The organism is Micromonospora sp. NPDC049523, from assembly GCF_040676775.1.
Classification (GTDB): domain Bacteria; phylum Actinomycetota; class Actinomycetes; order Mycobacteriales; family Micromonosporaceae; genus Micromonospora_G.
In genome coordinates, this window is the sequence record NZ_JBFAPP010000010.1 from 48621 (window position 1) to 74761 (window position 26141).

23 protein-coding genes and 1 pseudogene are annotated in these 26141 nt (G+C 71.0%); 6 read left to right on the top strand and 18 right to left on the bottom strand.

The annotated features are described in order from the left end of the window. Nucleotides 1-162 precede the first annotated feature (162 nt). Nucleotides 163-684: an NAD(P)H-dependent oxidoreductase gene (locus AB0J90_RS17435; protein ID WP_363596932.1), complete on the bottom strand. Its 522-nt coding sequence runs from the start codon at nt 682-684 to the stop codon at nt 163-165. A gap of 535 nt (nt 685-1219) precedes the next feature. Between AB0J90_RS17435 and AB0J90_RS17440 the strand changes: the two genes are divergently transcribed. Then, nucleotides 1220-1393 carry a DUF4236 domain-containing protein gene (locus tag AB0J90_RS17440; RefSeq protein WP_326559866.1) on the top strand — a complete coding sequence of 58 codons (174 nt, stop codon included), beginning with the start codon at nt 1220-1222 and terminating at the stop codon, nt 1391-1393. 97 nt (nt 1394-1490) lie between these two features. Here the strand turns inward: AB0J90_RS17440 and AB0J90_RS17445 are convergent, their stop codons facing one another. Together AB0J90_RS17445 and AB0J90_RS17450 are read right to left on the bottom strand one after the other, a co-directional pair. After that, complete coding sequence (locus AB0J90_RS17445) at nt 1491-2426, bottom strand: hypothetical protein (protein ID WP_363596934.1); 936 nt, start codon at nt 2424-2426, stop codon at nt 1491-1493. A 69-nt stretch (nt 2427-2495) separates the two neighbouring features. Further along, nucleotides 2496-3017: a VOC family protein gene (locus tag AB0J90_RS17450; protein ID WP_363596936.1), complete on the bottom strand. Its 522-nt coding sequence runs from the start codon at nt 3015-3017 to the stop codon at nt 2496-2498. A 58-nt stretch (nt 3018-3075) separates the two neighbouring features. Between AB0J90_RS17450 and AB0J90_RS17455 the strand changes: the two genes are divergently transcribed. Further along, nucleotides 3076-3540, top strand: coding sequence for a MarR family transcriptional regulator (locus AB0J90_RS17455; protein ID WP_363596938.1), 465 nt, complete (start codon nt 3076-3078; stop codon nt 3538-3540). 58 nt (nt 3541-3598) lie between these two features. Then, the gene (locus AB0J90_RS17460) at nt 3599-5641 is read left to right on the top strand and encodes a tetratricopeptide repeat protein (RefSeq protein WP_363596940.1); all 2043 of its coding nucleotides are present in this window, start codon (nt 3599-3601) and stop codon (nt 5639-5641) included. A 16-nt stretch (nt 5642-5657) separates the two neighbouring features. Here AB0J90_RS17460 and AB0J90_RS17465 read toward each other — a convergent pair whose 3' ends face one another. Together AB0J90_RS17465 and AB0J90_RS17470 are read right to left on the bottom strand one after the other, a co-directional pair. Beyond that, on the bottom strand, nt 5658-7037 hold the full coding sequence (locus AB0J90_RS17465) for an ATP-binding protein (protein ID WP_363596942.1): 1380 nt from the start codon (nt 7035-7037) through the stop codon (nt 5658-5660). Nucleotides 7038-7138: 101 nt separating this feature from the next. After that, entirely contained in the window at nt 7139-7795 is a 657-nt protein-coding gene (locus AB0J90_RS17470; protein WP_363596944.1) for a response regulator transcription factor, read from the bottom strand. A gap of 95 nt (nt 7796-7890) precedes the next feature. On the opposite strand from AB0J90_RS17470, the gene AB0J90_RS17475 reads away from it, so the two are divergent. Both AB0J90_RS17475 and AB0J90_RS17480 read left to right on the top strand, forming a co-directional pair. Beyond that, the gene (locus tag AB0J90_RS17475; RefSeq protein ID WP_363596946.1) at nt 7891-9039 is read left to right on the top strand and encodes a hypothetical protein; all 1149 of its coding nucleotides are present in this window, start codon (nt 7891-7893) and stop codon (nt 9037-9039) included. Between the two features lie 469 nt (nt 9040-9508). Then, entirely contained in the window at nt 9509-11764 is a 2256-nt protein-coding gene (locus tag AB0J90_RS17480) for an ATP-binding domain-containing protein (RefSeq protein ID WP_363597334.1), read from the top strand. Here AB0J90_RS17480 and AB0J90_RS17485 read toward each other — a convergent pair. Continuing rightward, nucleotides 11751-12152, bottom strand: a complete 402-nt coding sequence (locus AB0J90_RS17485; RefSeq protein ID WP_363596948.1) for a hypothetical protein — start codon at nt 12150-12152, stop codon at nt 11751-11753. The genes AB0J90_RS17480 and AB0J90_RS17485 overlap by 14 nt on opposite strands. A 261-nt stretch (nt 12153-12413) precedes the next feature. Here AB0J90_RS17485 and AB0J90_RS17490 point away from each other — a divergent pair, with 261 nt between their 5' ends. Then, nucleotides 12414-12767 (top strand): hypothetical protein, encoded by a 354-nt coding sequence (locus AB0J90_RS17490; protein ID WP_363596950.1) that lies wholly within the window; start codon nt 12414-12416, stop codon nt 12765-12767. Between the two features lie 141 nt (nt 12768-12908). Here the strand turns inward: AB0J90_RS17490 and AB0J90_RS17495 are convergent, their stop codons facing one another. From AB0J90_RS17495 to AB0J90_RS17550, 12 genes and pseudogenes are all read right to left on the bottom strand, one after another. Further along, nucleotides 12909-13856 carry a sporulation protein gene (locus tag AB0J90_RS17495; RefSeq protein WP_363597336.1) on the bottom strand — a complete coding sequence of 316 codons (948 nt, stop codon included), beginning with the start codon at nt 13854-13856 and terminating at the stop codon, nt 12909-12911. Nucleotides 13857-14024: 168 nt separating this feature from the next. Continuing rightward, a complete protein-coding gene (locus tag AB0J90_RS17500) occupies nt 14025-14465 on the bottom strand; it encodes a carboxypeptidase-like regulatory domain-containing protein (RefSeq protein ID WP_363596952.1) in 441 nt (146 codons plus the stop codon). Between the two features lie 131 nt (nt 14466-14596). After that, the gene (locus AB0J90_RS17505; protein WP_363596954.1) at nt 14597-15571 is read right to left on the bottom strand and encodes a trypsin-like serine protease; all 975 of its coding nucleotides are present in this window, start codon (nt 15569-15571) and stop codon (nt 14597-14599) included. 683 nt (nt 15572-16254) lie between these two features. Then, nucleotides 16255-17676, bottom strand: a complete 1422-nt coding sequence (locus AB0J90_RS17510; RefSeq protein WP_363596956.1) for a cellulase family glycosylhydrolase — start codon at nt 17674-17676, stop codon at nt 16255-16257. A gap of 191 nt (nt 17677-17867) precedes the next feature. Beyond that, nucleotides 17868-19256 (bottom strand): M1 family metallopeptidase, encoded by a 1389-nt coding sequence (locus tag AB0J90_RS17515; protein WP_363596958.1) that lies wholly within the window; start codon nt 19254-19256, stop codon nt 17868-17870. 423 nt (nt 19257-19679) lie between these two features. Then, a pseudogene (locus tag AB0J90_RS17520) lies at nt 19680-20225 on the bottom strand (DinB family protein); the annotation flags it as partial. Nucleotides 20226-20305: 80 nt separating this feature from the next. Beyond that, entirely contained in the window at nt 20306-21337 is a 1032-nt protein-coding gene (locus tag AB0J90_RS17525) for a hypothetical protein (RefSeq protein WP_363596960.1), read from the bottom strand. 44 nt (nt 21338-21381) lie between these two features. Then, nucleotides 21382-21975: an ATP-dependent Clp protease proteolytic subunit gene (locus tag AB0J90_RS17530; RefSeq protein ID WP_363596962.1), complete on the bottom strand. Its 594-nt coding sequence runs from the start codon at nt 21973-21975 to the stop codon at nt 21382-21384. Then, on the bottom strand, nt 21893-22585 hold the full coding sequence (locus tag AB0J90_RS17535; RefSeq protein WP_363596964.1) for a helix-turn-helix transcriptional regulator: 693 nt from the start codon (nt 22583-22585) through the stop codon (nt 21893-21895). Before AB0J90_RS17535 ends, AB0J90_RS17530 begins: the two co-directional genes overlap by 83 nt. Continuing rightward, entirely contained in the window at nt 22582-24048 is a 1467-nt protein-coding gene (locus AB0J90_RS17540; protein WP_363596966.1) for a phosphatase PAP2 family protein, read from the bottom strand. The genes AB0J90_RS17535 and AB0J90_RS17540 overlap by 4 nt, the downstream gene beginning before the upstream one ends. 62 nt (nt 24049-24110) lie before the next feature. Then, nucleotides 24111-25151, bottom strand: coding sequence for a YihY/virulence factor BrkB family protein (locus AB0J90_RS17545; protein WP_363596968.1), 1041 nt, complete (start codon nt 25149-25151; stop codon nt 24111-24113). Next, on the bottom strand, nt 25144-26136 hold the full coding sequence (locus AB0J90_RS17550) for a diacylglycerol kinase family protein (protein WP_363596970.1): 993 nt from the start codon (nt 26134-26136) through the stop codon (nt 25144-25146). Before AB0J90_RS17550 ends, AB0J90_RS17545 begins: the two co-directional genes overlap by 8 nt. Nucleotides 26137-26141: the final 5 nt, after the last annotated feature.

Here is a 26141-nt window from a genome sequence, read left to right on the forward strand (position 1 = left end):
CCATCGGTCCCCGGGGCGGGTCACGTTCGCGGTGACAGGTGCAGACGCCGGCTGGTACGCGGGCCGCGGAAACAAGCGAAACACCGGTCCGGGCGGCGGCGGGCCGACACGGATCCGCTGAGATCAGGCGGGCAGCCGCACCGCGCGCCGGATCCGTCGAGATCAGGCGGGCAGTCGCACCGCGCGCCGGACCGGTACGGCGGGCCGGCTGCCGAACAGCCGGGCGGCGTAGGCCAGCGCGACCGCCTTCGGGCGGGCGACGAGCGTGTCCGGCACCAGCAGCGGCGGATCCACCACGGAAGCACCCAGGGCGGTCAGCCACTCGGCGAGTTGCCGGTGGGTCTCGTGGGTGCCCCGCGGCTCGGGCGCGGTCACCACCGGCACCGCGCCGATGCCGAGCAGGCCGTCCGCGGGCAGGGCCTCCCCGAGCAGCTTGAGTACGCCGGCATAGCCACCCTGTCGGGTGGGGGTCGCCACGACCAGCAGGCTGGCCCGGCTGACGAGGTCGACGGCCCGGGTGACCTCGGCACTTTCCGGGTCGAGCAGGTGCGGGGCCAGCCAGGCGAGGTCGACGGTGACGGGTGCCGGTGCGGCGAGATGGGCCGCGATCGCGGCGCTGACCCGTTCGGCCAGGTCCAGGGTGGATGAGTGGGGACGCGGATCGCCGGACACGGTGACGATCATGGTGTCACTCCTCGGCGCAGCTGGGCGGCTCACCCGGCGACGGGTGGCGGCTGGAAATCCACAACAGATCATGGAGTGGGTCGGTCGGACATCGGTGGCCGGCGACCCGGGGCGGGAGCGACCGTCACCGGTGGCTGTGCGGCGCATGCTTCGAAGCGGCTCGACAACGGGCGGTGACTGCCGGACGAATTGTGTGATCCGGCAAGCGGACATGACCGTGGGAATGGGATTGACAGGCTCGGCCCACCCTTGCCTACCCCCATGCTGCCGCTGCGGTAGGAGCCGGTCAACCCCCATCCACCATTCGGGACTTTTGCCCGGCTACCTGATCGACCTGCGGCATCATGGCGGGAACAACTCCTCAATTCCCATGTGATAGATAGGATTATTCATCGATATCCTTCATGGTGAAGCGGGTCCCGGGGCTGCCTCCGCTCGGTCCGATGAGGACCGACGGAGGTTTGCCGGACCGACGCCGGGGGAACCTTCGATCCGTCCCCCCGACACCGACTGTTTCTACGAAGGGAGCACGGCCATGGGTCTGATGTTCCGTAAGCGCAAGAAGTTCGGCCCCCTGATCCTGAACTTCACCGAGAACGGCTTTTCCTCCTGGAGCATCAAGATCGGCCGCTGGTCGTGGAACTCCAAGGCCCGCGCACACCGCGTCGACCTGCCCGGGCCACTGTCCTGGAAGCAGGACAAGCGCTGACCGAGGACCCGGATGGGGGGCCGGCCGACCAGCCGGCCCCGCATCTGTATCGGAGCACAGGTTCCCAGCCGTCGATCACCGCTGCGAGTAGGCGCGGTCAACCATCCACGGACGGTTGGTCCGGTACGGGCACGACCGCCTCGACCAGCACGTCACCGCCGAGCCGCCCGGACGAGGGCGCACGGCTGACCAGACCGGCGGCGAGCAGTCCCAGCAGCGCCCGGTTGGCGTCCTCCGCCCGGTAGATGCTCCGCGTCATCGTGAACAGGCGCAGCTCGCCGACCGTACCGGGGCCGGACGTGGTGAGCCGGGTCAGCAGCCGCGACCCGAGCGGATCCACGGACGGGTCCGGTGTGACCGCCACCGGCGGGCCCGGATCGTACGGATCGTCGTAGCGCACCCCGATGCCGTGACCCACCGTCCAGATGCCGTCCTTGAACGCCTCCAGCCGCTTGCCGGACGAGGTCGCGAACACCACCAGCCGTGGCTCGTGCTCCGGCCCACCGACCAGCTCCACCTCGGTGACCAGGTCGAACCCGGCCTCCGGCACCGTCGCGCGGTGTTCGGACCCGGCGCGGGCGTCGGCACCGAGCACCAGCAACAGCTCGGCCGGACGCCCGGCTGCCAGCGCCGCGAGGGTGGCCGGAGACGGCGCCGGGCCGTGACTCGCGTCCAGCACCGCCAGCACCGGGGCACCGGCCGCGCCGGCCGCCTTGAGCACCACCGCCAGCCGGTCCAGCCCACCGGGTACGGCGTACACGCTCACCTCGGCGGGCAGCCCGCTCTGGTCGACACCGAGCCCCAGGTCGCCCGGTGACGCGGCGAGCACCACCGCCGCGAGTCGACGTCCGCGCAGCGCGTCGGGCAGGCCGGTGAAGACCCGCAGGACCGACTCGACCGAGCCGGTGTCCGCGCCGGTGTAGGCGTACACCAGGGTCGCCCGGCGGCCCCGTTGCAGGGCGACCGGCGCCCACTCGGCGACCTGACGAACGAGCAGCTCACGGATGACGTCGGCGATCGGATCGGGAACCATGCTGCGGTTCTACCGTGCCGCCCGCGGCGGTGTCACATCCGCCCCGCCCCGGGCGAGCCGCCGGATCCGTCAGGCCGGTACGGAGATCCCGACGCCGCCACGCGTCTGCCCGCCGTACCGCTGCTTCTCTCGGTCGAGGTCGAGCCGCCCGATGCGCTTGCGCGCGGCGATCGCCGCGTCGTCGAGCTGGTCGGCCGGGACCAGCCAGACCACCTCGAACTCCAGCCCGTCGGGATCGTGGGCGTAGAGGCTCTTGGTGGTGCCGTGGTCGGAACTGCCGGAGAGCGCGCCCGCCTCGCTCAGCCGCAGCGCGGTGGCCGAGAGTTCGTCCAGGGTGTCGACCTCCCAGGCGAGGTGGTACAGCCCGACCGTGCTCCGACCGGCGGCGGACGGGCCGGCAGCGGCGCCCAGCTCGAACAGACCGAGGTCGTGGTCGTTGGTGGAGCCCGGTGCCTGGAGGAACGCGGCTCCGGCGAAGTTGTCCGGGGTCATCGCGACCTGCCGGAAGCCGAGCACGTCGCGGTAGAAGGCGACGCTCCGGGCAAGATCGCTGACGAAGAGTACGGCGTGGTTGAGCCGGTGGATACCCATGCGGCCAACGGTAGCGCGAGATAGTTGAGCGTTCAACCACCGGGGTTATGCTCGCACCATGACCCGGTGGCTCGATCCCGAAGAACAGCGCACCTGGCGGACCTTCCTCGCCGCCACCCAGGCGCTGATGGAGACGCTCGACCGGGAACTGCAGCGCGACGCCGACATGCCGCACGCCTACTACGTCATCCTGGTGCACCTGTCCGAGGCACCCGATCGGCGGCTGCGGATGAGCGAACTCGCCGAGGCGGCCGGCTCGTCGCGCAGCCGGCTGTCGCACGCCGTCGGGCGGCTCGAACAGTTCGGCTGGGTACGCCGCGAGGACTGCCCCACCGATCGGCGCGGCCAGCTCGCCGTCCTCACCGACCAGGGTTTCGCGGCACTGGCCGCGGCCGCACCCGGCCACGTCGAGGGCGTACGCCGGCACCTGTTCGACCCGCTCAGCCCAGCACAGATCGACCAACTGCGGCGGATCAGCGAAGCATTGGTCGACCATCTCGACCCGAAACGTCCGGCATCATGACCAAACTGCCCCCCATCGGCCCCTTGTACTGAACGTTGCTGGACCAGCACGATGGGACGTGTCTCCCGGCTTCGGCGATCTCACCCCCCAGGCGCAACAGCTCGTCGCCTCCGGCGATCTGGCCGGCGCGCAGGAACTGCTCGGTGCCGCCCTCAACAGCGCCGATCCCAGCCCGGCGAACGCCTCGCCGGAACTGGCCGAGGCAGCCGGGCTCCAGGCAAGAGTGCTGGTCGCCCTCGGCGAACCGCACTCGGCACGAGGCTGGGCCTCGTTCGCGTACGCCGCCGCCAACCGGCTCTACGGCCCCTCCGACCAGCGTACGGTCGCCAGCGGGGCGACCCTGGCGGCGGTGCTGCACCGGGTCGGCAGCCACGAGCGGGCGGCCCGGCTCTACCGCGACGTGATCATCGAGCTGACCGCCAACGACGGCCCGGAATCCCTGCGGGTGCTCGCCGCCCACGCCGACCTGGCCACAGTGGAGTACGCCCAGGGGGAGTGCCAGCTCGCGCGCAACCGGCTGGAGGACGCCTGGGAGCTGCACCGCGAGGTGTACGGCGACGGCCACCTCAGCGGGATCAGGATGCTCGCCCGGCTCGGCTCGATGCAGCGCGACTGCGGGCACTTCACCGAGGCACACGAGCACCTGGCCCTGGCCCGTGAGCTGTGTCGCGAGCACCTGCCCGCCGACCATCCGCTCGCCGCCCAAGTGTCGGCACTCGCCCGAGCCGCCGCGAATCCCGACCACAGCTGCCACGACGGCCGGACGACCGAGTCCGCCGACCCGGACGAGCCGGTCGACCGGGCGGCCGGACCAAACGACGGCTACCCGACGCCGACCAGCGGATATGCCCCGGCCGCCGACACCTACCCGCCCCCCGCCGACGACTATCCGACGGGCGCCGACACCTATCCGGCCCGGGTGGACGTCTCATCCGCTGACACGTATCCCTCCCGCTCGGACACGTACCCGGCGACCTCCTCTCCCTCGGACACGTACCTGGCGGCCCCCTCGTCCGCGGACGCGTACCAGGCAGCGGGCGACAGCCACTCGGTGCACGCCGAGCCGCCGCCCACGCTCCCCCCGCCCCGGATGCCGCCACCGCGCGTACCGCCGCCCCGGCTGCCGGTCGACCATGGTCCGTTCGGCCCCGGCGCGTCCTCGGCCGACACCGTCTACCCCGCCGCCGACGACCGTACGGCAGACCGGGACAACCAGTGGTGGCCGCCGGACCGGGCCGAGTCCGACCCGGCGGACGAGCCCGTCGGCGACCCGGACGACCCGCGGGCGGGTTGGACGTCCACCGGTCGGACCGGCTGGCGGGCCGAACACCCGGCCGACCAGGACAACGACTCCTGGGCCCGGGAACCGACCGGCACCGACTGGGACCACGCACCGGCCGGCTCCGGTTGGGACCACGCACCGACCGACGCCGCCTGGAACCACGGCACGCCCGGTGGCGGATCGTCCCCGCTGCCGCCGGCCGTCCCCGGCATGACGGCCGACCCCGGTGGGAGCCGGGATCCGTTCCGCGAGCCCGGTGGGGGCACCGGGACCAGACACCTGCCGGAACGCCGGCCGCAGGCCAAACTGCCGGTCCGGATCTACCAGCCACCGCGCCGGCCGCTGCGGCGGACCCTGCCGGTCATCCTCGCCGGTCTGGTGGTGGTGCTGCTCGGCACGGTGGCGGTGGTCGCCGGGTTCGCGTTGACCGGCGACTCCGACCCGGAACCGACCGGCCCCACCGGGCCGACGCCGAGCGGCCCGGCCGCGAGCAGCACAGCCGAGGCCCCCGCGCCCGGCCCGGTCGCGGCACCACAGGCCTCCCCCGGTGCCCCGCCCACCGCCCTGGCGATCCGCGACAGCCGGGACAGCGTCAACCTGAGCTGGATCTATCCACCGGGTGCCGAGGGCCCGGTGGTGGTGTCGGCCGGACGGACCGGCCAGGATCCGCGGGCGATCTACGAGTTGGCGCCGGGCACCACCAGTTTCATCGTCTACTCGCTCAACCGGAACACGGACTACTGCTTCACCGTCGCCGTCGTCTACTCGGTCGACCTGGTCGGCCGGACCAAGCCGGTCTGCACCAACCGGTCAAGCTGACTCGGCCCCGGTGTTGTCAGTCCGGCAACCGGGCCGCTGCCGGCAGCCGTACCTCGACCCGCAGACCGGGGCCGGAGCCGGGACGGGTTCCGGCGACGTCCGGCTCCGCGTCGGCCAGCCGCACCGTGCCGCCCTGGCGGCGTACCAGCTCACGGACGATGGCCAGACCCAGGCCGGCACCGCCGCCGTCGCGGGCGCGGGCGTCGTCCAGCCGGGTGAACCGGTCGAAAACCCGGTCCCGGTCCGCCGCCGGGATGCCCGGACCGTCGTCGCTGACGGTCACCAGATGCCAGCCCGGATCGTCGTCCTGCTGCGGCACCACGGCCACCACCACCTCGCTCGCCGCGTGCCGTACGGCGTTGTCGAGCAGGTTGGCCAGAACCCGGTCCAACGCGTCCGGCTCCCCCTCCGACCACACGTCCCCAGCCACCGGCACCACGCGTACCGGCGGCGAGGGATACCGCTGGGCCACGCCGCCGACCAGTTCCACCAGCTCGATCGGCCCACTCGACCGGCGCGGTCGGGGTATGCCGTCGTCGGCCCGGGCCAGCAGCAGCAGGTCGTCGACGAGCCGGCTGAGCCGCTTGGTGTCGGCGAGCAGGTCGTCGGCGACCGCCGGCCAGTCCGTACGATCGCCGAGGTGCTGGGCGACCTCCAACTGCGTACGCATGTTCGTCAGCGGACTGCGCAGCTCGTGGGCGGCGTCGGCGACGAAGGCCCGCTGGCGTACCCGGGCCGACTCCATCCGGTCGAGCATGCCGTTGAGGGTGACCGCCAACCGGTGGATCTCGTCGCGTGACGCCGGTACGGGCAACTGCCCCGGACGGGCACCGCCGGTGATCTCCTCCGCCCCGGCCCGCAGCGCCTCCACCGGCCGGAGGGTGGCGCTGATCACCCGCCAGGCGACCACCGCGAGCAGGACCAGCAGCAGCGGGAACCCGACCATGAGGATGGTGCGCACCATCTTCACGCTGTGCGCGACGTCGGTCATCGACTTCGCCACGAGCACGGTCTGCGGGTCCTCGGGCGGCCCCGCGGGCACCGCGACCACGCGTACCGGCCCGGTCAGGCCGATCTGCCGGCCGGGGATGTAGACCCCGGACCGGTCGTGGGTACGGCTGAGCTGCTCCCGGTTGAGCATCGGCACCAGGCGATCGGCGTCGATGCTGGCCGCCCGGATCCGGGCCCACTGGTCGATCACCTGTACGCGTACCTCCGCCCCGGCGACCGGAAGCGGATCGGGCAGGGCGTTCTCGGCGGCCAGCATGGCGACCGCGTCGGCGGTCTTGAACGCCTCGGTGTCGACGGTGCGTTGCAGCGCCCAGCCGAGCGCCCCGACCAGCAGCACCCCGCCCACGAACAGGCCAGCGGCCAGCCCGGCCACCCCGATCACCATCAGCCGCGTACGCAGACTCAGCCGAAGGAAGATCCCCTTCCGGTCGCTTTCCGTAGCGGAGGGGGCTCTTGCCGATCGGGGGCGCGGGGTGACGCGGAGACTCATGCGTTCAGCCGGTAGCCGGCGCCGCGGATGGTCTGCAGGCGGTCACGGCCGATCTTGCGGCGCAGGTAACCGACGTAGACCTCGACCGCGTTCGGCGCGGTCTCCAGGCTGGCGTCCCAGACGTGGTCCAGCAGTTCGGTCTTGGAGACCACCTGCCCGACCCGACGCAGCAGGTACTCCAGCAGCCCGTACTCCCGGGCGGTCAGGTCGACCTCCACGCCGTCGCGGGTCACCCGCCGCCGGGCCGGATCGAGGCTGAGGTCTCCGGCGGTCAGCACCGCCGGGCGCTGCGGCGCACCCCGGCGCAGCAGCGCCCGCAGCCGGGCCAGCAGCACCACGTACGAGAAGGGTTTCGTCAGGTAGTCGTCCGCCCCGCAGTCCAGCCCGTCTGCTTGGTCGTACTCGCCGTCCTTGGCGGAGAGCATCAGCACCGGCAGCCACTGCTCCTCGGCCCGCAGTTGGCGTACCACCCGGTAGCCGGAGAGTCCGGGCAGCATCACGTCGAGGATCATGGCGTCGTAGCCGCCGTGCCGGGCGAGGTCGAGACCGGTACGGCCGTCGCCGGCCACGTCGACCGCGAACCCCTCGGCCTGCAAACCGCGCTGCAAGGCGGCGGCGAGCCGCGCCTCGTCCTCCACCACCAGCAACCGCACCCGCCAAGGGTGCCACCGTGACCGGGGCGGACCACACCACTTCTCAGCTGGACCACAGCACCGACAGGGCACCATGGGAGCAGGAGGTGCTACAGATGTCAGTTTTCACGAACCGCCCGGCGCTGCGCTGGGTGGTACCGGTCGCCGCCGCGGCGGTGGTCGTCGGCGGCGGTGCCGCGATCGGCACGCTCAGTGCGAACGCCGAGCCGGCGCTGCCGCCACGCAGCGCCGCCCAGCTTCTGGTCGACCTGCAGACCGCCCAGGTGGACGGGTTCTCCGGCACGGTGGTGCAGCGGGCCGACCTGGGCCTGCCCGCGCTGCCGGGCATCGGCGGATCCGGCAGCTCCGACCTGACCGCGCTCGCCTCGGGTACGCACACCCTGCGGGTCTGGTACGCCGGTCCCGACAAGACCAGGGTGGCGTTGCTCGGCACCCTCGGTGAGAGCGACCTCATCCGCAACGGCGCCGACGTGTGGAACTGGCGCAGTCAGGGCAACGAGGCCACCCACTACCGGCTGCCGGCTTCGGCGACGACCGACGAGGCCGCGCCGACCGGGCTGCCGTCGACTCCGCAGGAGGCGGCCGACCAGGCGTTGGCGGCGATCGACCCGAGCACCCGGGTGACGGTGGGGCGTTCCGCGACCATCGCCGGTCGGGACGCGTACGAGTTGGTCCTGCAGCCGCGGGACGAGACGTCCCTGGTCGACCAGGTGCGGATCGCCATCGACGCCAAGGAGCACGTGCCGCTGCGGTTCGAGCTGTTCGCGGAGGGCAGCGAGGAAGCCGCGTTCGAGCTGGCGTTCACCCAGGTCGACTTCAATCGGCCGAGCGACAGCCAGTTCAGCTTCAACCCGCCGCCGGGCGCCAAGGTGACCGAGAGCAGCGGCGACAAGCACACCGCGCAGAAGCCGCACGGAGCCGCCACCGGCACCGACGCCGACGCGGCGAACGCGCCGACCACGGTCGGCAAGGGCTGGACCACGGTCGTGGTCGGCAAGGTGCCGGCCGAACTGGCCGCGGGGAAGCTGCCGGCCGGCACGCCGGCCGGTGGTGCGCAGTCGTTCGATTCGGCGGACCTGCTGGGCAACCTGCTCGACGCGTTCCCGAAGCAGAGCGGCGACTGGGGCAGCGGCCGGCTGTTCAGCACCAAGCTGGTCAACGTACTGCTGCTGGACGACGGCCGGGTGCTGGCCGGCGCGGTCACCCCGCAACGGCTGTACGAGGTGGCCGGGGGCCTGCGCTGACCGGAGCCGTGGTCTGACAAGTCGGAGCATCCGCCGGTCGGTGTCGTCGCCCCAGGGCGATGCCGACCGGCGGAACTCGTCAGAGGTCGAGCCGGACGAGCGTGATCGTCGCCCGCTCCCCCGCCAGCGTGTTTCCGCGATAAGCGGCGACGGGCGTGGATGGTTGCCCGGCCGCGCGAGCCGTCTGCCGTCAGCGCGGGCGGCGACGGTGAGCCCGGAGCGGGAGGATCGCGGCGGCCGAGTCGATAATGGTTTCGGCGATCAACCGGAACGCGACACCGACCGATAGGACCATGGTCGGTGTACGCGTCACCGCGCTATGTTCGTCATTTGAATACGAAAAAAGAACGGCACAATAATACCGTTCTCACAGCATCTTAGCTACTGGGGAGAAGGTTTGTCAAGGTACTCCGAAATCTCGGATGACCAGCACGCCGACGAGATCGGCCGCGAGCAGGATTACGTCTCCATGCTCTACGGGCGACTCGACCGGCTGCGCGACCGGGCCGCACAACGCCTGGCCGGACAGCTGCGCAGCGTCGGCGGTACGCAGCAGGCCCGCTCCCAACGGGACAGCACCATCGCCATGTACGCCGAACAGGTCGAGCAGTACGGCGCGGTGGAGGATGGTCTCTGCTTCGGGCGACTCGACGTCGACGAGGGTCCGCCGCGCTACATCGGCCGGATCGGCATCTTCGACGAGGACGGCGAATACGACCCACTGCTGATCGACTGGCGGGCGCCGGTCGCGCGCTCGTTCTACCTCGCCACCGCCGCCTCACCGGACGGGGTACGGCGCCGCCGGCACATCCGTACCCGGTTCCGGAAGGTGACCGGGATCAACGACGAGGTGCTCGACCTGGCCGCCGCCCGCAAGACCGAGCACGAGGGGCTGACCGGTGAGGCCGCCCTGCTCGCCGCCGTCAACGCCAGCCGAACCGGCAGGATGGGCGACATCGTGCAGACCATCCAGGCCGAGCAGGACCGGGTGATCCGCGCCGACCTGCCCGGAGTGCTGGTGGTGCAGGGTGGACCCGGCACCGGCAAGACCGCGGTGGCGCTGCACCGGGCGGCGTACCTGCTCTACACCCACCGGCAGCAACTCTCCACCCGTGGTGTGCTGGTGGTCGGCCCCAACGCCACCTTCCTGCGCTACATCTCGCAGGTCCTGCCGACGCTGGCCGAGACCGGCGTGCTGCTGCGTACGGTGGGTGAGCTTTTCCCCGGCGTCACCGCGACCCGGACCGAGTCACCGGTCGTGGCCGAGATCAAGGGTCGGCCGGTGATGACCGAGCTGCTCGCCGCCGCGATCCGGGACCGGCAGCAGGTGCCCGACGACGGCATGGACGTGGTGGTCGAGCGGGACACGCTTCGCCTGGACCGGCAGACCGTGCTCGCGGCGCGGGAACGGGCCCGCCGCTCCGGCCGGCCGCACAACCTGGCCCAGCCGCTCTTCGACATCGAGATCATCCACGCGCTGGCCCGGCAGGTCGCCGACCGGATCGGCGCCGACCCGCTCGGCGGGGACAATCTCCTCGAAGAGGCCGACCTCGCCGAGATCCGGCGCGAGCTGCGCGAAGAAACCGGGGTGCAGGACGCGCTGGCCGAACTCTGGCCGGTGCTCACCCCGCAGCAGCTCCTGTCCGACCTGTTCGGCTCCGCCGAGCGGATCGCCACCGCCGGGGCGGAGCTGGTCGGGGCCGGGCTGACCGAGGCGGAACTGGACCTGCTGCACCGGGACCCGGCCGGCGGTTTCAGCCCCGCCGACGTACCGCTGCTCGACGAGTGCGCCGAGTTGCTCGGCGAGGACGACCGGTCCGCGCAGGCGCTGGCCGAGCGGGAACGCCAGCAATTGATCGAGTACGCCGAAGGCGCGCTCGAGATCGCACTCGGCTCCCGGTCGATCGACACGGAGGACGAGGCCGAGGGCGGTGAGATCCTCGGCGTCACCGACCTGCTCGGCGCGGACGCGCTGGCCGAACGTCAGGAAACCGGCGACCGGCTGACCACCGCCCAGCGGGCCGCGGCCGACCGGAAGTGGGCCTTCGGGCACATCATCGTCGACGAGGCGCAGGAACTCTCCCCGATGGCCTGGCGACTGCTGATGCGCCGCTGCCCGAGCCGTTCGATGACCGTGGTCGGGGACGTGGCCCAGACCGGTGCGCTCGGCGGCGCCGGCTCCTGGCGGCAGGTGCTGGGGCCGTACGTGGCGGACCGGTGGCGGATCCGGGAACTGAGCGTCAGCTACCGCACCCCGGCCGAGATCATGGCGGTCGCCGGCCGGGTACTGGCCGAGATCGACCCGACCCTGGAGCCGCCCAGGGCGGTACGCAGCACCGGCGTACCGCCGTGGGACGTACGGGTGGAGCCGGCCGAGCTGGCCGCTCGCCTGGTCGAGTGCACCCTCGCCGAAGCGGGTGCGGTCGACGACGGCCGGCTCGGCGTGATCGTGCCCGAGGGCCTGGCCGCCGAACTGGGCCGGGTCATCACCGACGCGGTGCCGGAGGCGGCCATCGGCGAACACCCCGAGTTGGAGAGCCGGGTGGTCGTGCTGACGGTGCCCCAGGCCAAGGGCCTGGAGTTCGACTCCGTACTGGTGGTGGAGCCGGACCGGATCGTGGCCGAGTCGCCGCGCGGCCACAGCGACCTCTACGTCGCACTCACCCGCGCCACCCAGCGGCTCGGCGTACTGCGCACCAGCGAAGCGGGTCTCACCGGTCGGTGAAGTTGCCGACCTGACTGGCGTCGCTGGACTGGTCGCTGGTCGAACCCCCGGCCGGGGTACTCATCCCGCCGGTGGTCGCGTCCCCGGTGGTGGTCGGCGCCACCTTGCCCTTGCCCCGTGGCGGGCCGGTCCGGCGAACACTCGCCGGGCCGGCGGTGCCACCGGTGGTGGTCACCATGCCCCGCGGTGTCCGGGTCGGGCCACCATCTCGCCAAACGCCGGTATCAGCCTTGGCGTCCGCCGGGTCGTCGACGTCCCGTTTCTGGGCCTCCCGCCGCTCGTCCCCCGGCAGGGTCACCTCGTCCGTCGCGGCTGGCCCGTACTCGTCCCGACCGACCCGATCCTCGGCCCGCCGGGTCGATTGTCGTTTCTCGTCGTCTCCGCGCACGTTTACACCACCTCAATGGGAAGCCATCCGTACCGGATGCCTGCCCGCGCGGCGGCCCGCTAAACGATTCCCGAACCGCCCTGAGCTGGGACGAAGCCAATCGAGGACCGGCCGTTTGCCGGAAAGTGCGCCGGGTAGCCAGGTGGTGCCGCCCTCACCACGGGCCGAGCGGTTCGTGGCCGAGGGAGCGTTCGGAAAGCCTCATCGAATCCTGAGGAGGAAAAGATGAGTACGCAGACTCCGTCCAGGTCGCAACGACCGATGTCGGACCAGCCCACGATGAACCGGCCCATGTCGGATCAGCAGCACATGCAGGGTTACGACATGGACATGTCGGATCGTCACGCCGGGTACGACCAGCCTGTGGGCCGACGTGGTGGCAAGCCGGGTAGCGAGACCAAGCCCGCCTTCCTCACCACCGAGTTCTACGTCTTTCTGCTGGCCGTCGGTGGCGTGATCGCCGCCTCGGTGATCATCGGCAACGACAACGCGGGCCTCGATGTGTTCCGCGCTGACCGGGCCTGGTTCTTCATCGCCCTGCTGAGCATCGGTTACATGCTCAGCCGGGGTATTGCGAAGGCCGGTAGCTCGTGGCGTCGCGGTGGCAACCGCTAACCACGAGGGCGCCCTCGGGCGTGACCGGAAGCGGTCTACTCCCTGAGCATCACGGTGCCGCGGTCGTCAGGTTCTCCCTGGCGACCGCGGCATCCGCACGTCTTCTCCCGCATCGGCCCGGTTTCCCGGGGCGGCTGCGGACTACTCCCCGAAGTCGCCGCCGTCGTCGCCGCCGAACGCGTCCTCCAGCATCTCGCCCGCGAGCAGGCCACCGCCGAAGCCGAGCGCGGCACCGGCGACCGCGCCACCGATTCCGCCGCCGTGACCACCGTGGCCGCCGTGGTAGCCATGGCCGCCCTGCTTGGCCCGGCTGCCGTAACCGGAGATCGTCTCGTTCAGCCAGGCGTCGACCTGACGGGTCCAGTCGACCGCCTCGGCGCCCGCGTGCTGGACCGAGTAGCGACCGAAGCTGTCGTGGCCGCCGGTGAAGAAGCCGCCGCGCTTGTCACACTCGATGATCACGTCGACGCTGTACTGGTTGGTGACGAAGGTGAGCTCGACCTCGCGTACGACGTGCGCGTACTGCGGAGCGGCGAAGAACTCGATCTCCTGGTAGAACGGGAGCGTCTGCTGGACCCCGCGGATGTGACCGCGTTCCAGGTCCGCGCCCTTGAACCGGAAGCCGAGCTGGTTGAACGCCCCGAGAATCCGCTCGTGCACCGGCAACGGGTGCACCGACACCTGGTCGAGGTCGCCCTTGTCCACCGCGCGGGCGATCGCCAGCTCGGTACGCAGACCCATGGTCATGCCGTGCAGGCGCTGACCGTAGACGTCGGTGATCGGGGTTTCCCAGGGCACCGGGAGCTGGAACGGGATGCTGAGCTGCTGGCCGGCGGCGAGTTGGAGCGCACCGGTCACCGGCAGCCGGTGAAACTCCATCGTGCCGGCGTACTCGTTGTCGCCGGACTCCATCTCGACCCGGGTGACCAGTGCGAGGCTGATGTGTTCGATGTTGGCCGCGGCGTCCCCACCGCGGAGGTTGACCTGGCCGTCGAGCACCAGACCGGGTCGGGTGTTCGGGTTGGACAGCACCGTGTCCACGCTCGGACCACCGACGCCGAGGGCGCTTAACATCTTCTTGAAGACCATGGGCTTTGACACCATCCACCGTGGATCGACGTACGACGTACTACACAGTAGTTGTCGTCCCTGTGAGATCGCTGAGAGCAGCCAGACCGTCACCTGTGCGTGTCCGGACGTGAGAATCCGTCATCGACGGACCCGACTGGGCGCCGGGGCCGAGGCGCGGGTAGGTGGTCAGCCGAACCTGAGGTCGACGGTGGCGGTCTGGCCGACGGTCACCGTGGCGGTCTGCGGTGCGGCGCGACCGGAAACGGCGGCACCGGCGGCGGGCTGGGCCTGGAACTCGTACCGGCCGGGTTCGAGGGACCACCGGAAGGTTCCGGTCTCGTCGGTGGTGACGACGAGTTCCGGGATCGCCCTGGCCGGGTCGTCCAGCGACTTCGGCGCGACCGCGACACCGGCGACCGGTGAGCCGTCGGCGGCGAGGACGCGGCCGGTGACCGTACCTCGGTTGGTGGCGCGGCCGGAGTCGCCGGCCCGGTCGGCCGCGGAGATCGGCGAGTCGCCGCCCGGCCCGCCGGCCGCGCCGGGCGCCTCGCCGGGTTGGGCACAGGCCGAGAGTACGGCGACCGCGAAGGCCGCGGAGACGAGTACGCGAGCACGAGTTGACCGCATTGGTAGCTCCTTATGATGATCTGAACCATATGACGTGCGCGGGGCCACTCCGGTTCCGTCGCGATGACAGTCGGTGAGCGGACAGGCGGGTGGGCCGAGGGAACGTGCCCCCGGCCCACCCGTCTGATCGATCAGGCCGCCTTCCAGGCCTGCAGGTTGTTGAACCGCGCCTCGGTGAGGCGGGTTCCGTGGTTGTACGTGTTGTGCGGATACCCGATGTGCGGGAAGCCGTACGCGTGGATCCCCATCGTGCAGTAGCCGGTGCACCACGAGCTGCCCGCCGCCCGGAGCTGGTAGATCGGGCTGCCGCTCATGCCGCCGGTGGTGTCGTTGCTGTAGAAGATCTGGTTCGCCTGGCTCACCGCGACCGTGCGGGCCACCGAGTCGCCCCGCCACTGCTGGCCGAACGGTTTCTCACCCGGGTAGCCGTTGATCAGGGTGCTGGCACCGGCAAGACTCGCCGCCTGCCACCAGTAGCCGAACCAGCCGGTGCTGTAGCCGATGGTGCAGTTGAGCTTGATCGCACCGTAGTCGTACGCCTCGTCTCCGCTGACCGTCCAGCCGGTGACCGAGTAGAGCTGACGCACCGAACACGATCCGTACGGCGCAGAGGCACCGTTGCGGGCCGGCCAGATGGTGAGCTGGCCGGTGTACCACGAACCGCCGCTGCCGCCGGTGTGTACGCAGTGCCCGGCGGTGGCCACGATGTCGGGGCCGTACATCCAGCCGGTGCAGTGCGCGCCACCGCTGCGCGTGATCATGACGACGGCGCGGGCCGGGAACGACGTGGTCGGGTTGATCCGGATCCGGTTGTCCGGACCGAAAATCGACTCCGTACCCAGGGCGGTGGCCGACGAGCCGCTCGGCGCGGTCAGGTTCGCACCCACCATCTTGCCGGTGCCGGCGAAGCCGGAGACGCCACCGACCGAGGCCCGGCTCGGCACCGACATCCGCGAGCCGTCGCTGGCGACCGGCGTGTCGGGGCGGACCGAGGCCCGCTCCGCGCTCGCCGGGGCGGTCGCGACGGTCAGACCGGTGGCCATGATGGTCACCATCACCGTCATTCCGCGTACCCAGGTTCGACCCAGCCCTTTTCTTGTGTTCATTCGGGAACTCCCTTTCCCTCACGTACCCGGGCTCTAACGAGCACGGCGATATGCGGCCCCAGACCTATGGCCCGGCCGGATATTCGAACTGATAGCGGCGATGGTCCGCGGCCGACGCCTGCGGGCCATGCCGAGAGCCGGTCGTCAACCGGTTGCCGGTTCAGGCTCCCCGGACAATCTCGACTCGGCACCCCCCTGCGGCGGGCTACTACTCCCACCTGCTGATATCGCTCACTGTAGAGCGACGATTACAGAGAAGGAAGGGAGCCGCGACGGCTTTACCGGGATATACCGTGTCAGATCCGCGACAAGGAGTTAAATCCCATCGGTACGGTAGAAGTCGCTCTGCCGCCCGTTAATTCGACAAGGGGTGATCATTCACGTTCGCTGACACCCATTCCGGTGCGGCGGTACCGGATGCAATAAATGCGACGACATGCAACTCAATTATCGCGGGCCTTTCGGGCGGGTCCGCGATTGCACTCAACCACCCCCGCGGTGCAGCGATTACCGGTATGCGAGGGCGCCGATCACCCGTACCCGCAAACGGGCCGAAGGAGCCGACGGAAAGGCCGGTGGCCGGACCCCGGGAAAGGGTCCGGCCACCGGTGACGGGACAGGGATTCTCCGATCGGTCCCGATGTCACTCACCCGGGTGGGTCAGCGGACGGGCTCGCGGTGGGTCAAACCGCCGTACAGCGCAGGGTCGGCGCGCTGTTGGTGCCGTTCCACGTACCGATGAAGCCGAAGCTCGTACCCGCACCCGCGCCGAGGCTGCCGTTGTAGCCCACGTTGCGTGCGGTGACCGCCGAACCGCTGCTGGTGACCGTGGCGTTCCAGGACTGGCTGACGGTCTGCCCGTTGCCGAAGGTCCAGTTCACCGTCCAGCCGCTGATTGCCGCACTGCCGGCGGTCACGCGCACGTCGCCCTGGAAACCGCCCTGCCACTGACCGGTGATCGTGTACGTCGCGGTACAGGTACGCGTACCCGCGGGCGGCGTGGTCACCGGCGGACTGGTCGGCGGCGTGGTGGGCGGCCGGGTCGTGGGCGGAGTGGTCGGGGGCGTGGTCGGCGGGCGGGTGGTGGGCGTTGTCGGCGGGGTGGTCGGGTTGCCGCTGTAGACGCTCGCCTCACGCGAGGTCTGCCGGATCCCGTTCGCACCGTTGAAGATCCGCTGCCCCCAGGAGGTCAGGCTGTTGGCGTCGAAGTTCGTGACCATGTCCAGGTACTCCACGCCGCCGCCGTTGCCACTCCACGACCAGCCGATGTAACCGATCCCGTTGGCCTGGGTGTAGGACATGATCGTGTCCTCGTCCGGGTTGCCGTCGGAGTGGTTGTGGCCGAACTCGCCGACCACGATCGGCAGGTTGGCGCTGCGGAACCGGCCGAGATAATCGGTGATCTCGGCGGCGGTGTCGAAGACGCCGTACATGTGGACACTGAAGACCGTGTTGCGGTCCGGGTCGCTGTTGAACACCGACTGCGCGTTGTCGCGCATGATGAACTGCCAGTCCTGACCCCAGTGCGGGGCGTCCACCATGATCGTGTGGTCGAAGCCGGCGTCGCGCAGCCGGGTGATCGCGTTGCGGGTCGCCGTCGGCCAGGTCGCACTGACGCTGGCGTTGTTGCCGAACGGCTCGTTGCCGATGTTCAGGATGACGTAGCGCTCCTGGCCGGCGAGCGCACTCTGGATGCTGATCCAGTAGCTGACCGCCTGGTCGAGGGTGATCGCCGCACCTTCCTCGCCGTACCCGGTGGTGTCGTGCACCTCCAGTACGCAGATCAGCCGGTTCTGCTTGCAGGTGTTGATCACGCTGGACACGTCGCTGGCGGTGTTCTGCGTCCAGCGGGCGCCGGAACTCAGCACCACCCGTACGGTGTTCGCGCCGAGCGCCTTGATGCTGGCGAATGAACCGGTTTGGCTCGGGTACCAGGTGTGCGCGTGGCTGACCCCGCGCATGACGAACGGATTGCCGTTGGCGTCGAGCAACTGTCCCCCGCTCACCGTGAAGCCGGCCGCGGCGTGCGCCGGCTGGATGAAGGCGAGTACGGAGACGAGGACGGCGAGCAGCGCCGCGACCGCGGCGGAGACACGTGTTTTCATGGCCTACCTCAGGAAGAGCCCCGGAACGGGGAGGGGACGTGAGGGTTCGGCAACTGCTGCCCGGCAGCTGCCACCCGGCTTCCTGCGGCGCACGGATCAGAGTAGGGGCATGTATCGATGAACGCAACCGGTTAAGTTGAGGGCCCCGTCGTCGCCTCGACGGCGACGGGGCCCCTGCACCTATGCCGTCGTCACCAGGTGGTGGGCTTGCCCGGCGTGTAGACCCAGGTCTGGAAGAAGGCGCTCAGCCGCTGGCCGGAGATCCGCTCGGCGAGCCGGACGAAGTCCGGGGTGCCGACCGTGCCGTCGCGGTTTGCCGCGTACCAGGTGCGGAGCAGGGTGAAGAAGGCCCGGTCGCCGATCTTCTCCCGCAGCGCCTGCAGCGTCATCGCGCCCTTGGTGTAGACCGAACCGGCGAACAGGTTGTCCGCGCCCGGGTCACCCGGCGGCGGGTTCCAGATGCCGGAGGTGTCCGGGCGGGCGTAGTACGTGTCGAACCGGGCCGCCGCGGTGGTGCCACCGGTGTGCTCGGTCCAGAGCCACTCCGCGTACGTGGCGAAGCCCTCGTTGAGCCAGATCTCCTGCCAGCGCTCCGGGCTCACGCTGTTGCCGAACCACTGGTGGGCCAGCTCGTGCGCGACCGTACCCTCCGACGGCGGGCCGGAGTAGATCGGCCGGGTCTGGGTCTCCAGCGCGTAGCCGGCGTCCTCGTCGTCGTCCACGATCGCCCCGAACGAGGTGAACGGGTAACGCCCGAACAGCTCGTTGAAGTACGCGATCATCTCCGGCGTACGCGCCAGCCCGGCCGCCGCGTCCGGTCCCAGGTCCCGGTCGATCGCGTCGATGATCGGCAGCCCCTTCGGGCCGGTGCTGCGCCGCAACTCGTAGTCGCCGATCGAGGCGGTGGAGAGGTAACTGGCCATCTGGTCGGTGGCCCGCCAGGTGAAGGTGGTCCAGCCGCCCCGGGTCCGCTGGCTGACCAGCTCACCGTTGGCCACCGCCGTCTTGCCCTCCGGCACGGTGATCCGGAAGTCGTAACTGGCCTTGTCGGTGGGGTGGTCGTTGACCGGGTACCAGGTCGACGCCCCCTCCGGCTCGTTGGCGACGAAAGCGCCGTCCGGGGTGGAGACCCAGCCGTAGAGCGCGCCCTCGTTGTCGGTCGGCTGGCCGGTCGTACCGTCGTAGCGGATCACCACGGTGAACCGCTCGCCGGAGGAGAGGCCGTGCCGGGGCGAGATCCGCAGTTCCTGACCGTCGCGGTCGAAACGCGCCGACTTCCCGTCGACGGTGACCGAGCGGACGTCGAATCCGCGCAGGTCAAGGTTGAACCGGTCGAGCCGGTCGGTGGCCCGCGCCTCGATCGTCGCCACCCCGGAGAACGCCCGGGTCGCCGGCTGGTACCGGATCTCCAGTCCATAGTGTCGTACGTCGTAGCCGCCGTTACCGGCGAGCGGGAAGTAGCCGTCCCCGGCACCGGGCGCGCCGACCCTGCTCCTGCCGGCACTGGCCGGTACACCCGTGACGGTGAGGGTGAGGGTCGCCGCTGCGACGACCGCCGTGATCCGTCGAATCATGTGCATAGCGCGTCACGCTAGTGCCGGCGTTCGGGTCGGGGAAGACACCGGGCCGGACGACAGGAGAACGTGAGCCGTGCGTGAGCGGCGGACGCGGGCGTCCGGGCGGTCCGACGGTCGCCCGCCCGATCCGCCCGGACGCCGTCATCCCCACCACAGGATGTCACGCCAGCCGGACTCTTAACCGGTTAAGCCAGGTACGCTACCCGCCCCAACGCAAGATAGTCAAGCTCATCACTGTCTCGTCGTCTCGCCGTTGTCCCGTCGACCCGGTGCCGGCCTCCGCTCCGGCCCGGCCTCCGGTCAACTCGATCCCGGCACCGGGCTCGCCCCGGTGGCCGGTCGATCCGATCCCGACCCCGATTCCGATTCCGGCCCCGATTCCGATTCCGGCCCCGATTCCGGCCCCGGCCCCCGTACCGCCCCGGCACGGTACAGGTCGCGCAGCAGCGCGATCTCCGCGCCGTGGTGGAGCACCTCGCGGTTGATGTGCAGTACCAGCGAGGCGAGCGGGTACTCGGCGAACGGTCCCTCGGCGGGACCACACGGGCGGGCCAGGCCCGCTTCGCCCAACCCCCGCACCCCCGCGACCCAACGGCCGTACGCCTCGTCGAGTTGCCGAAGCGCCTCCGCCGCCGTGCCCGCGTACGCGAACGAGTCGTAGCTGACCGGGGGCCCGCCGAAGTGCGAGGCGGTACGGGTGCCGAACACGCTCGCGATCAGGTGCCCCAGTCGCCAGGCGATCGTGGTGACCGGCGCCGGGTCGGGCTCGGGATAGGCGAAGTCGAGAAGATGCTCGCCCGTGCCGAACGCCTGCGCCGTACGGCTCTCGCCTCGCGGACGGACACTCCAACAGCCGGTCACCGGCTCCCAGAGATATTCGATGTCGCTGAGGCCGTCGAGCCGGGGCCGGAGCTGGTTGCGCCAGTGCCAGTCGAGCTGGTCCAGCAGTTCGCGGTTCCAGTCGATGTTCATGAGCGACAGATTACGGACTGAGCTGGACATTCACGTCCCGCCGGCGCCCGACACCAGGGCGATTCGGGCCCGGCGACAACTCATGCCCGCCGACGGAAACCCAGCGCGACGAAGACCTGTCGGGTGGTCACCTTCACCGGACCGAACACGTCCTCGCGTAACCACCGCAGCGCCGGCCGGACACCTCCCGACCACACCCGACCAACCGCTCGCCCGACCGGTACGGCGGTGTGCCGCCACAGCCACCGCACCGCGAGCCCGATCGGGCGCAGCAGGAACCGGTACAGGGCCCGCACCAGCACCCCGCACAGCCACCAGCCGAACCGCACCCCGGCCCCGATCAGCCGTCCGAGGTAGACCACGGCCCACCCGACCGGCCGCAGCAGGCGGGCGAGTTGACCGACCGACCAGCGGATCGCGCGACCGACCGGGACGACACCGTGCCGCCACGACCAGCGCACCGCCAGCCCGAACGGGCGCAACAGGAACCGGTAGAGGGACCACACCAGCACCCCGAGCAACCACCAGCCGAAACGCGCGCCGGACGCCAGTACCCGCCCGATCCACACCATGCCCGCCTCGATCAGGCGCAGCGCGACGGCGAGCCGGGCCAGCAGCCAGCGGGCGGCCGACGCGAGCACCCGTACGAACGCCCTGGCCGGTGGGGCGAGCAGCCGGTGCAACCAGCTCAGCGGTACCAGGACCAGGTAACGGAGCAACCAGGTCGACGGGTACCAGAGCAGGTACCGTGCCGCCCAGGCCAGCCCCCGCGCGGCCCAGACCAGCGGCAACCAGACGAGATGACGGGCGGCCCACACCAGCGGCAACCACACGAGGTGCCGGGCCGACCAGACCAGCGGCAACCAGAGCAGGTGCCGGGCCGACCAGACCAGCGGGCGCCAGAGCAGCCGGTCGGCGGCCCGGCCCACGGGACGGACCAGGTAGCGGTACAGCAGCCGGCCGGTCAGCCGGACCGTCTCCCAGAGCAGGCCCACTGGCACGATCACGAGCGCGGCGAGCACCCGTACGGGTAGCTGGATCCACCGGGGCACGTCCGGCTCCAGCGGCGGTGCCGCCGGTGGGATCCCCCCGTCCGCCCCTGGCCTGGTCACCTGCTCGACAGTAGTGTCCGGGGACCAGCGGCCGATCGGTGCGGTCAGGCCGGTGCCGGCTCCGGATCCGGGATCTGGCCGGCTCGGGCGATCACGTGATCGATCATCCCGTACGCCTTCGCCTGCTCGGCGGTGAACCACCGGTCCCGGTCGGAGTCACGGGTGATCTCCTCGACCGTACGCCCGGTGTGCCGGGCCAGCAGTTCGTGCGTGGTCCGCTTGACGTGGAGCATGTTCTCCGCCTGGATGGCGATGTCGGCGGCGGTGCCACCGATGCCGCCGGAGAGCTGGTGCATCATCACCTGCGCGTGCGGCAGCGCATAGCGCTTGCCCGCGGTGCCGGCGCAGAGCAGGAACTGTGCCATCGAACCGGCCAGGCCCAGGGCGATCGTGGCGACGTCGTTCGGGACGAACTGCATCGTGTCGTAGACCGCCATGCCGGCGCTGATCGAGCCGCCCGGCGAGTTGATGTAGAGCTTGATGTCCCGCCCCGGATCAGCGGCCGACAGCAGCAGTATCTGCGCGCTGATCCGGTTCGCGGAGTCGTCGTCGACCTCAGTACCGAGGAAGATGATCCGTTCCTGCAGCAACCGGTCGTAGACCTGATCGCCGAACGAGGCCTGCGCCTCGGCGCGCATCCACACCCTGTGCCCGTTCATAGATCCCGCCTCCTGCCCGGCCGGCGGGCGAGGTGCTCGCCCGGATAACCGACTCGTGCAGCCTCCCTCCGCGGCGTGGGCGCAGGGAACGGTTTCTGCTGTGGGGAGATCCGCTGACAGCGCAAGAGATCTCGCTGGCCCGGCCGACGGCCGACGGCACCCCGGCTCGCGGCTGCCCGGCCTGGTGCCGGTCGGCACGTGGCGGGCTGACCGGGCGGGCGGGCTCGATCCGGGACAGGTCGTCGCGTACCTGTTCGAGCAGGTCGGCCAGGTGCAGTCCGAGCGCGCGGCAGATCGCGGCCAGCACCTCGGAGGAGGGTTCCTTGCGGCCCCGCTCGACCTCGGACAGGTACGGCACCGAGACGCCCGCCATCCGGGCGACATCGCGCAGCGTCCGCCCCTGTCGCAGCCGGACCCGGCGCAGCACCGAGCCGATCAGGCGGCGCAGCAGCGGAGGCGGCGTGGCACCGCTGACGGCCGGCGAGGGCCCGACCGTGGCCGCGACGCGGCTGGCCGGTGCCCGGACCACACGCGGCGGGGCCGGGCTGGTGGTGACGGACGGGACGGTCTGCTCCGGGCCGATCCTCATGCCGCCACTCTAGCCAGCGCGGCCGGTTCCGGCGTGCTCGGCGGGTCGCCCTGTTCGAGGTCCGCGTTGGGGCGTACCACCAGGTAGAGCAGGCCGACCCAGAGCGCGGTGAGCAGGATGGCACCGGCGAAGTCGCTCGGGTGGTGCATGCCTCGATACATCCGGGAGAGGGCGACGCCGAGCGGCATCACCACCGCGGCGACCACGGTCAGCCAGCGCCACCACCGGTCCGTACGCGGCATGACCAGCACCGCGATCGCCACGTAGAGGCACAGGGTGGCGGCGATGTGCCCGGACGGGAACGACGCGGTCGGCATCTGGCCGTCCAGGTTCTCCACCGCGGGACGGGGCCGGTCGACCGCGCGGGCGCTGGTCAGGAAGAGCGACAGTTCGCCGAACATGGTCAGCACGACGAACAGCACCGGTCGCCAGCGGCGCCAGACGGCGAGCATCAGCGGGCAGAAGATCAACGAGACGAGCAGGATGGCGTGTGTGTCACCGGCCTTGCTCCAGCCGTAACTGATCGAGTCGAGAGTGGCCGTACGGTGCTCCTCGAACCAGCGCGGCACCTCGGTGTCCAGCCACGCCACGAACGTACCGTCGGCGTGGTAGCTGACCAGCATGCCGAAGCCGTACAGGGCGGCGAACACCAGCACCCAGCCGGTGACCAGCTCGGCGCTGCCGGCCCAGGGGTGCGGCAGCATCCGTTCCTCGGCGGGCGCCGGCCGCAGGTCCTGCCGGGCCTCCGGCTCCAGCCCCTCGGTGAGCTCCGGCACCGGGCGGCCCCGCTCGCGTCGCCAGAGCCGGAAGGCGTACCCGGTGACGACCAGCCAGCCCAGCCCGAGCAGCCAGCCGCCGAGCACGTCGGAGACGAAGTGCACGCCGAGCGCGATCCGGGTCAGCCCGATCGCGAACACCAGTACGGCGACGAACGCGATCGCCGGGCGCCGCCACCGGGGCCGGATGGCCGGCAGGAACACCAGCAGCAGTGCCCCGTACGCGACCAGCGAACCGAGTGCGTGTCCGCTGGGGAAGCTGTTGCCAACCCCCGACGCCACCGGTACGTCGACCACCGGCCGCAGGCGCCCGACCAGTGCCTTGAGCGACGGGTCCAGGGCCAGTGCACCGGCACCGGTGACCAGCAGGTAGCCGGCCAACCGGCCCTGTCGGCGGATCAGCAGCCCGACCACCGCGACCGTGACCAGCCAGACCATGATCGGTCGGCCGCCCAGGTCGGTGATCGCCCGGAGCACCGTGACCAGCGGGTGGTGCGCGGAGACCAGCTCGTTGAACCAGGCCGCCACCCCACCGTCGACCCGGCGCAGCGGTCCCCACTCGACCCGGACCAGGGTCAGCAGCAGGGCGAATCCCGCCCCGGTGCCGACGATGAACACGAGGCCGGCCAGGCTCCGTTCGGTGAACTGGCCGCCCGGTCGCCGCAGTATGTCCTTGACCGCGCTCACACCCGCACCTCCTCGATGCCTGGCGTGCCGATACCCGATGGGGTCGCGCGGTACACCCGGACTCAGGACGAATGCGGCGCCGAGTCGGTTTGGTCGTCGGCGACGACGTCGTGTGCGCCCGTACGCGCGACCGGCACGGTCGGGTCGGTACGGGGCTGCCAGCGGTCCGGCTCGGCCGGCTCGGGGACCCCGATCCGCAGCGCCTCCAGTTGGGCGCTGAAGGCCAGACCGCCGAGAAGCGCGATCCCGGTGAGGTTGGCCCAGAGCAGCAGCGCCATCATCCCGGCGAGCGCTCCGTACGTCTCCCCGAACCCGTCGCTGAGGCTCACGTACGTGGCCAGCAGCACGCTCGCCAGCCACCAGAGCGCGGTGGCCAGCGTGGCGCCGAACAGCAGCCAGGACACGCTCGGCTGGTGGCGACGCGGCGCGTACCGGAACAGCACCGCCACGGCGAACACGGTCAGGCCCAGGCTCAACGGCCAGCGGAGCACGTTCCAGGTCGTGTGCGCGACCTCGCCCCAGGCGTAGTAGCGCTGCACCGAGTCGCCGAGCGGTCCGCCGCCGACCAGGATGAGGAACCCGAACAGCGCCGGTACGCCGGCACCGAGCGCCAGCAGGACCGCGCGGAAGTACTTGCGCAGGGCGGGCCGGTCCCGCTCCACCCCGTAGATCCGGTTCGCGCCCCGCTCGACCTGCGCCATCGTGGTGGTGAGGGCGAACAGGCCGGTGATCAGACCGAGGGCCAGGGCGAGTTCGCCGGCCTCCTCGGTGCGCTCGGTGTCGACCAGCAACTCCTCGACCATGGCGTCGCTCTGGCCCGGCGTCAGCGCGACCACGGTGTCGGCGACCACGCGCCCGCCGTCCTCCACGCCGAGGTCACTGATCAGGCCGGTGAGGGCGATCAGGAACGGGACCACCGCCAGGCAGAGTTGCAGGGCGGTGGCGCGGGAGTGGCTGAAGCCGTCGCCGTACCGGAACCGGATGAACGCGTCCCGCAGCAGGTGCCAGCCGCCGTATCGGCGCAGGGTGTGCCAGGCGTCGTCGGCGGAGAGCTGGTCGTCCGCCATCAGCCGGGTCTCCGGCACGATGCGGGTGCTACTCACCGTGGACTCGTTCCACCCGGCGCGCCCCCCGCTCGGTCACCGACTCGGCGTCCACCGCCAGGTCCGGCGCCTCGGCCGGCTCCGGTACGCACAACCACAGCGCCTTGGGCCGGATGTGCGCCCGCAGCGCCTTGTCGGGGGTGATCAGGTCACCGTCGAGCTGCCTCGGCTGCCGGCGGTTGCTGGTGATCTGCACCCGGCGGCAGCGGAAGACCTCCATCTGGGGCACCCGCTTGTGCCGGTTGAGCACTCCCCAGAGCAGTTGGGCCCACTGCCCGATCGTGCGCGGGGTGAGGATGGCGACGTCGAGGTAGCCGTCATCGGGTTCGGCGTCGGCCAGCAGGCGTACGCCGCCCTGGAGGCGCCCGACGTTGGCGACCAGCACGGTGCGCGCCCGGCGGCGCAGCGGTGGATTTTCGTCGACCCGGATGGACACCCGCATCGGTCGGTCACGCAGGTGCCGTACGGCTCCGACCAGGTACGCCGGCCAGCCGATCCGGGCCTTGGTCGTCTCGGAGGTGGCGGCGAGCATCTGCGCGTCGAAGCCCATGCCGGCCATCACGGTGAAGACCTGGTTGTCGACCACCCCGACGTCGAGCAGCCGGCGCCCCCGCTCGATCGCCACCTCGATGCCGGCGGCCACGTCGCCGGAGAGCCCGAGGTTCGCGGCGAGCAGGTTGCCGGTGCCGACCGGCAGCACCGCCATCGCGACGTCGGTGCCGGCCAGCGCGTTCACGCAGGACAGGATGGTGCCGTCGCCGCCGCAGACGAAGACCACCTCGACCCCGGCTTCGACGGCCTGCTGCGCCTGTCCCCGGCCGGGGTCCTCCACCGTCGTCTCGTACCAGAGCGGTTCGGGCCAGCCGGCGTCGGCGAGCGCACGGGTGACGGTGTTGCGCAACTGTGCGGCGTCGACCTTGGTCGGGTTCACCACGACTGCGGAGCGTACGCCGCCGTCACTGCTGGTGTCGCTTTGCTGGCTCACGGGCG